Consider the following 6,929-nt stretch of genomic DNA (forward strand, 5'->3'; position numbering starts at 1 on the left):
ACGGCCTCCCGACCGTTATTGTCATTTCGTTAGTTAGCCCGGTTGGCCCGCGATGTGTCCGCTTCGTAACGTTGGAGATATCACCGTCGATGACAATTCCAGCAGGGGAACGTCTCGACGCTGTGGTCGCGAAGGCCGTCACCGGCGACCACAACGCATTGAGGGAGGTGCTGGAGACCATCCGTCCGATCGTCGTGCGATATTGCCGAGCGCGTGTCGGCACCGTCGATCGGGGTGGCCTGTCAGCGGATGACGTGGCACAGGAGGTGTGCTTGGCGACTATCACGGCGCTGCCGCGTTATCGCGATCGCGGGCGTCCATTCCTGGCCTTCCTGTACGGCATCGCGGCCCACAAGGTCGCCGATGCCCACCGCGCTGCCGGACGCGATCTCGCCTATCCCACCGAATCGATTCCCGATCGCTGGTCGAGCGATGCGGGGCCCGAACAGCTTGCGATCGAAGCGGATTCGGTGAGCCGGATGAGCGAACTGCTCGAGATCCTGCCCGCCAAGCAACGCGAGATCCTGATCCTGCGCGTCGTCGTCGGCCTGTCCGCCGAGGAGACCGCGACCGCCGTCGGCAGCACCACCGGGGCCGTCCGAGTTGCCCAGCACCGCGCGCTGTCGCGGCTGAAATCCGAGATGATCGCGGCAGGTGACTGTGCCTGACTCCCTGGACGAATTCGCCCGCACCGACCTGCTGCTCGATGCGCTGGCCCAGCGCCGGCCGGTCTCCGGGAGCCAGGTCGAGGATCCCGACGACCCTGATTTTCAGGTGCTCACCACACTGCTGGAGGACTGGCGCGACAACCTGAGGTGGCCGCCGGCCAGCGCCCTGGTGACGCCCGAAGAGGCCGTCAACGCGTTGCGCACCGGACTGGCCGAACGGCGGCGCGGCCATCGCGGACTGGCCGTCGTCGGATCGGTGGCCGCGGCGCTGATGGTGCTCAGCGGCTTCGGCGCCATGGTGGTCGAGGCCCGGCCCGGCGGCACCCTGTACGGGCTGCACGCGATGTTCTTCGACCAGCCGCAGGTCCACGAAAAGCAGGAGATGCTGGCCGCCAAGGCCGACCTGGCGAAGGTGCAGGAATCGATCGACCGCGGCCAGTGGGACCAGGCCAAGAATCAGCTGACCGAGGTGAGCAGCCTGGTGGCCTCGATCGACGACCCGGCCAGCAAACAGGAACTGACCGACCAGCTGAAGCTGTTGAACGCGAAGGTCGACGCGCGCGACCCGAACGCCACGCTCCCGGTCGCCCCGCCTCCCGCGGCGCCGGCCGGCCCGGCCTCCGCGATCCCCGCGGCGCCACCCGCACCGCTGACACCGCCGGCCGCGCCGAGCCCGCAGCCGAGTCCGTCAGTGGGTAAGCATCACCATCACGGCCAGACGCCACCGCCGGTGGCGCCGCTGATTCCGAATCAGTGAGCCGCTAAATCAGTGCCGGCGGTGGAAACCGTCGGCGTCCGAGGTCGCTTCGTTGAGCGACGCGTCGGCATACCCGCGGCAGTAGTCCCACGTGACGTAGGCGTCCGGCTCGGGGTCATAGGCGGGCTCGTGCGGGCGCACGGTGCCGTCGATCAGCAGCTGCAGCAGGTTGGCCCGCAGCATGTCCCAGTCGTGGTAGTGATCCTGCTGACATTCGTCGCAGCAGACCACCAGTCCGCGAATACCCTTGTGCGCCAGCAGCGCTTCGTACACGGCCAGATCGGCGAGGTCGGCCTCGACGGCCATTCGCTCTTGCTGATCCAGGGGCTGGCCTGGCTCGACGGCTTCCAGGGCCGCCGACGGATCACAGGGGTCGTCGGCGAAAGGGTCGGGCGGCAAACCCGGTGGGAGGTGGTCGCGCACGCCTCTAGCCTACGCAGCCCGCCCCGGATAACGCCAGCAGGCGGCTACTCGCCATGCCGGATGGTTCCGTCGCGCCGTTTGGTGCGCGCGGCGCGCCCGAGCAAGCGGACGGCAGGGACAGGCAAGCCGATAGGATGGTTCTCTCACGCCGCATCGTATGGAGGGCCCCTCTGATGACCCGTGGCACGTCCCACCTGGAAGACAGCTCTGACCTCGTCGGCAGTGCGTATGTGCGGGTGGGTGGCCTGGTCGACGACCCGGTGCCCACCGGGGGTGACAACCCCCACAAGATCGCCATGCTCGGGCTGACGTTCGACGACGTCTTGCTGCTGCCGGCGGCCTCCGACGTGGTGCCCGCCACCGCGGACACCTCCAGCCAGCTGACCAAGAAGATCAGGCTCAAAGTGCCGCTGGTCAGCTCGGCGATGGACACGGTCACCGAGTCGCGGATGGCCATCGCGATGGCCCGGGCCGGCGGCATGGGTGTCCTGCACCGCAACCTGCCGGTGGCCGAGCAGGCCGGCCAGGTCGAAATGGTCAAACGCTCGGAGGCCGGGATGGTCACCGACCCGGTCACCTGCCGCCCGGACAACACCCTGGCCCAGGTCGACGCGATGTGCGCACGGTTCCGCATCTCCGGCCTGCCGGTGGTCGACGAGTCGGGCGCCCTGGTCGGCATCATCACCAACCGCGACATGCGGTTCGAGGTCGACCAGACCAAGAAGGTGGCCGAGGTGATGACCAAGGCCCCGCTGATCACCGCTCAGGAGGGCGTGTCCGCCGACGCGGCGCTGGGGCTGTTGCGCCGCCACAAGATCGAGAAGCTGCCCATCGTGGACGGCCACGGCCGGCTGACCGGGCTGATCACCGTCAAGGACTTCGTCAAGACGGAACAGCATCCCCTGGCCACCAAGGATAGCGACGGCAGGCTGCTGGTCGGCGCCGCCGTGGGTGTCGGCGGTGACGCGTGGGTCCGGGCGATGATGCTGGTGGACGCCGGGGTCGACGTGCTGATCGTGGACACCGCGCACGCGCACAACCGGCTGGTGCTCGACATGGTCGGCAAGCTCAAGGCCGAGGTGGGCGAGAAGGTCGAGGTGATCGGCGGCAACGTCGCCACCCGCTCGGCGGCCGCGGCCCTGGTCGCCGCCGGCGCCGACGCGGTGAAGGTGGGCGTCGGGCCGGGCTCGATCTGCACCACGCGGGTGGTCGCCGGCGTCGGCGCGCCACAGATCACCGCGATTCTGGAGGCGGTCGCGGCGTGCGGCCCGGCGGGTGTGCCGGTGATCGCCGACGGCGGCCTGCAGTACTCCGGTGACATCGCCAAGGCGCTGGCCGCCGGCGCGTCGACGGCCATGCTCGGCTCGTTGCTGGCCGGCACCGCCGAGGCCCCCGGGGAGCTGATCTTCGTCAACGGCAAGCAGTTCAAGAGCTACCGCGGGATGGGGTCGCTGGGCGCCATGGCCGGACGCGGCTCGGGCAGCGGGAAGTCGTATTCCAAGGACCGCTACTTCGCCGACGACGCGCTCTCCGAAGACAAACTGGTGCCCGAGGGCATCGAGGGCCGGGTGCCCTTCCGCGGCCCGCTGTCCTCGGTGATCCACCAGCTGACCGGCGGCCTGCGCGCCGCGATGGGCTACACCGGCTCGCCGAGCATCGAGGCGCTGCAGCAGGCGCAGTTCGTCCGGATCACGGCGGCCGGGCTGCGGGAGAGCCACCCGCACGACGTCGCCATGACGGTCGAAGCCCCCAACTACTACGCACGCTGAGGCCGGAGATGGTCGAGATCGGGATGGGCCGCGTCGCCCGGCGCAGCTATGAACTGAGCGAAGTCAGCATCGTCGCGTCCCGGCGCACCCGCTCCTCGCAGGACGTCTCGACCGCCTGGCAGCTGGACGCCTACCGGTTCGAGATTCCGGTGCTCGCGCATCCGACCGACGCGCTGGTGTCGCCGGAGTTCGCGATCGAGCTCGGCAAGCTCGGCGGCCTGGGCGTGCTCAACGGTGAGGGACTGATCGGGCGCCACGCCGACGTCGAGGCCAAGATCGCCCAACTCGTCGAGGCGGCCAGCAAGGAGCCCGAGCCCTCGGCGGCCATCCGGCTGCTGCAGGAGTTCCACGCGGCCCCGCTGAACCCGGACCTGCTGGGCTCCGCGATCGCCCGGATCCGCGACGCCGGCGTCACCACCGCTGTGCGGGTCAGCCCGCAGAACGCCCAGGCGCTGACGCCGGTGCTGGTGCAGGCCGGGATCGACCTGCTGGTCATCCAGGGCACCATCGTCTCGGCCGAAAGAGTGGCCCAAGACAGGGATGGAGCCGGGGAACCGCTGAACCTCAAGACCTTCATCTCCGAGCTCGACGTGCCGGTGGTCGCCGGCGGCGTGCAGGACCACCGCACCGCGCTGCACCTGATGCGCACCGGCGCCGCCGGCGTGATCGTCGGCTACGGCGCGACCAGGGGAGTGACCACCAGCGACGAGGTGCTGGGCATCAGCGTGCCGATGGCCACCGCGATCGCCGACGCCGCCGCCGCGCGGCGCGAATACCTCGACGAGACCGGCGGCCGCTACGTGCACGTGCTGGCCGACGGCGACATCCACACCTCCGGTGAGCTGGCGAAGGCCATCGCCTGCGGGGCCGACGCGGTGGTGCTGGGCACGCCGCTGGCCGAGTCCGCCGAGGCGCTGGGCGAGGGCTGGTTCTGGCCCGCCGCCGCGGCGCATCCCTCGCTGCCGCGCGGGGCGCTGCTGCAGATCGCCGTCGGTGAGCGCCCGCCGCTGCAGCAGGTGCTCAACGGGCCGTCCGACGATCCGTTCGGCAGCCTCAACCTGGTCGGCGGCCTGCGGCGGTCGATGGCCAAGGCCGGCTATTGCGACCTCAAGGAGTTCCAGAAGGTCGGCCTGACCGTCGGTAGCTAGCCCGGTGAGGGTCGCTGGCTTGTTACCCGCCGGTAAGGCCATACTGGTGCGATGAAGCCGGATTACGACGTACTGATCATCGGTTCGGGTTTCGGGGGCAGCGTCAGCGCGTTGCGGCTGACCGAAAAGGGCTACCGCGTCGGCGTATTGGAGGCCGGACGCCGGTACGCCGACGAAGATTTCGCCGAGACGTCCTGGGATCTGCGCAAGTTTCTGTGGGCGCCGAGGCTGGGCTGCTACGGCATCCAGCGGATCCACCCCCTGAAGAACGTGCTGATCCTGGCCGGCGCCGGGGTGGGCGGTGGCTCGCTGAACTACGCCAACACCCTGTACGTGCCGCCGGAGCCGTTCTTCAAAGACCAGCAGTGGGCGCACATCACGGACTGGCGCGACGAGCTGATGCCGCACTACGAGCAGGCCAAGCGGATGCTCGGCGTGGTGGAGAACCCGACCTTCACCGACGCCGACCGGATCGTCAAACAGGTGGCGGACGAGATGGGCTGCGGCGACACGTTCGTGCCGACTCCCGTCGGCGTGTTCTTCGGCCCCGACGGCACCAAGGCCCCGGGCAAGACCGTGCCGGACCCCTACTTCGGTGGCGCGGGGCCGGAGCGCACCGGCTGCCTGGAATGTGGTTGCTGCATGACCGGTTGTCGTTACGGCGCCAAGAACACCCTGCTGAAGAACTACCTGGCTCTCGCGGAATCTGCTGGGGCGCAGGTGATCCCGATTACCACGGTCAAGCGTTTCGAGCAGCGTCCTGATGGGCTGTGGGAGGTTCGCACCGTGCGTACCGGCAGTTGGCTGCGCCGCGACCGGCGCACCTACACGGCGAAGCAGGTGATCCTGGCCGCCGGCACCTGGGGCACCCAGCATCTGCTGTTCAACATGCGCGATCAGGGTCTGCTGCCGCGGCTGTCGGATCGGCTGGGCGTGCTCACCCGCACCAACTCCGAGTCCATCGTCGGCGCCGGGAAGCTCGAGGTCGACCCGAACCTCGACCTGACGCACGGGGTGGCGATCACCTCGTCGATCCACCCGACGCCGGACACCCACATCGAGCCGGTCCGCTACGGCAAGGGCTCCAACGCGATGGGGCTGCTGCAGACGCTGATGACCGACGGAACCGGCCCCGAAGGCAGCGACGTGCCGCGCTGGAAGCAACTGTTGGACCAGGCCCGCGAGGATCCGCGTCGCATGATGCGGTTGCTCAACGTCCGTCAGTGGAGCGAACGCACGCTGATCGCCTTGGTCATGCAGCACCTGGACAACTCCATCACCACCTACACCAAACGCGGCAGGCTGGGCATCCGCTGGTACACCAGCAAGCAGGGCCACGGCGAGCCGAACCCGACCTGGATCCCGGTCGGGAATCAGGTCACCCGGCGCATCGCCGACAAGATCGACGCCGTGGCCGGCGGCACCTGGGGAGAGCTGTTCAACATCCCGCTGACCGCGCATTTCCTCGGCGGCGCCGTGATCGGTGACAACGCCGAGCATGGGGTGATCGACCCGTATCACCGGGTCTACGGCTACCCGACGCTGTTCGTGGTGGACGGCGCGGCGATCTCGGCGAACCTGGGCGTCAACCCCTCGCTGTCAATCACCGCCCAGGCAGAGCGGGCCGCGTCGTTGTGGCCGAATGCCGGTGAGGACGACCAGCGCCCGGCGCAGGGCCAGCCGTATCGCCGGCTGGAGCCGATCCCGCCCAAGGCGCCCGTCGTCCCGGCCACCGCGCCCGGCGCGCTGCGCTGGTTGCCGAGCAATCACATCAGCTCCACCGCCGACGCCAGTTAACTCGTGACGATCGCGAGCGTGGCGTAGCCGGGCGCTGCGGGTCGTCACCATTAACTTGCCAGCGCCTGAAGCGGCGCGCCGCTGACCACCCGGCTGCGCTCGCCGCGCACGTTGACCGGCACGTCGCCCATCAGGGTGATGCGGTGCATGAGCCGGGGTTGGTCGTCGTAGTCGTCGACCGCCCGGTGCTGGGTGGCGCGGTTGTCCCACATGGCGACGTCGCCGTGCGCCCAGTTCCAGCCAATGGTGTTCTCCGGCACGGTGATTCGCCGCTGCAGCAGCTCCAGGAGGGCGGTTGACTCGTGGCTGTCCAGGCCGACGAAGCCGCGCACGAAGTCACCGGCCACCAGGGTGCGTTCGCCGGTCT

7 protein-coding genes are annotated in these 6,929 nt (G+C 69.3%); 5 read left to right on the forward strand and 2 right to left on the reverse strand.

All coding sequences use genetic code 11. The features are described 5' to 3' along the window. Positions 1-89: 89 nt before the first annotated feature. Entirely contained in the window at positions 90-668 is a 579-nt protein-coding gene (locus A5646_RS12970) for a sigma-70 family RNA polymerase sigma factor (RefSeq protein ID WP_066866868.1), read from the forward strand. Continuing rightward, positions 655-1,425 carry an anti-sigma-D factor RsdA gene (locus A5646_RS12975; RefSeq protein ID WP_197505183.1) on the forward strand — a complete coding sequence of 257 codons (771 nt, stop codon included), beginning with the start codon at positions 655-657 and terminating at the stop codon, positions 1,423-1,425. The genes A5646_RS12970 and A5646_RS12975 overlap by 14 nt, the downstream gene beginning before the upstream one ends. Positions 1,426-1,434: 9 nt before the next feature. On the opposite strand, the gene A5646_RS12980 is transcribed toward A5646_RS12975, so the two are convergent. Further along, complete coding sequence (locus A5646_RS12980; protein ID WP_007773416.1) at positions 1,435-1,848, reverse strand: DUF5319 domain-containing protein; 414 nt, start codon at positions 1,846-1,848, stop codon at positions 1,435-1,437. A 173-nt stretch (positions 1,849-2,021) separates the two neighbouring features. Here A5646_RS12980 and guaB point away from each other — a divergent pair, with 173 nt between their 5' ends. From guaB to A5646_RS12995, 3 genes are read left to right on the forward strand one after another with little or no spacing between them, the layout of a single operon-like run. Then, entirely contained in the window at positions 2,022-3,617 is a 1,596-nt protein-coding gene (guaB, locus tag A5646_RS12985; RefSeq protein ID WP_065028373.1) for an IMP dehydrogenase, read from the forward strand. Between the two features lie 8 nt (positions 3,618-3,625). Continuing rightward, complete coding sequence (locus tag A5646_RS12990) at positions 3,626-4,765, forward strand: GuaB3 family IMP dehydrogenase-related protein (RefSeq protein WP_066866872.1); 1,140 nt, start codon at positions 3,626-3,628, stop codon at positions 4,763-4,765. A 51-nt stretch (positions 4,766-4,816) separates the two neighbouring features. Beyond that, positions 4,817-6,562, forward strand: a complete 1,746-nt coding sequence (locus A5646_RS12995) for a GMC oxidoreductase (RefSeq protein WP_067022014.1) — start codon at positions 4,817-4,819, stop codon at positions 6,560-6,562. 50 nt (positions 6,563-6,612) lie between these two features. On the opposite strand, the gene A5646_RS13000 is transcribed toward A5646_RS12995, so the two are convergent. Continuing rightward, positions 6,613-6,929 (reverse strand): TauD/TfdA family dioxygenase (locus A5646_RS13000; protein WP_197505184.1); only part of this gene is annotated, 317 nt, incomplete at its 5' end.

Origin of the sequence: Mycobacterium sp. 1245499.0, from assembly GCF_001673615.1 — a bacterium.
GTDB classification, from domain to species: Bacteria; Actinomycetota; Actinomycetes; order Mycobacteriales; family Mycobacteriaceae; genus Mycobacterium; species Mycobacterium europaeum_A.

What these genes read in the sequence shown, in the direction of transcription:
- A5646_RS12995 (WP_067022014.1), top strand. Translation starts at nt 4,817, where the DNA reads ATGAAGCCGGATTACGACGTACTGATCATCGGTTCGGGTTTCGGGGGC.
- A5646_RS12970 (WP_066866868.1), top strand. Translation starts at nt 90, where the DNA reads ATGACAATTCCAGCAGGGGAACGTCTCGACGCTGTGGTCGCGAAGGCC.
- A5646_RS12990 (WP_066866872.1), top strand. Translation starts at nt 3,626, where the DNA reads ATGGTCGAGATCGGGATGGGCCGCGTCGCCCGGCGCAGCTATGAACTG.
- guaB (WP_065028373.1), top strand. Translation starts at nt 2,022, where the DNA reads ATGACCCGTGGCACGTCCCACCTGGAAGACAGCTCTGACCTCGTCGGC.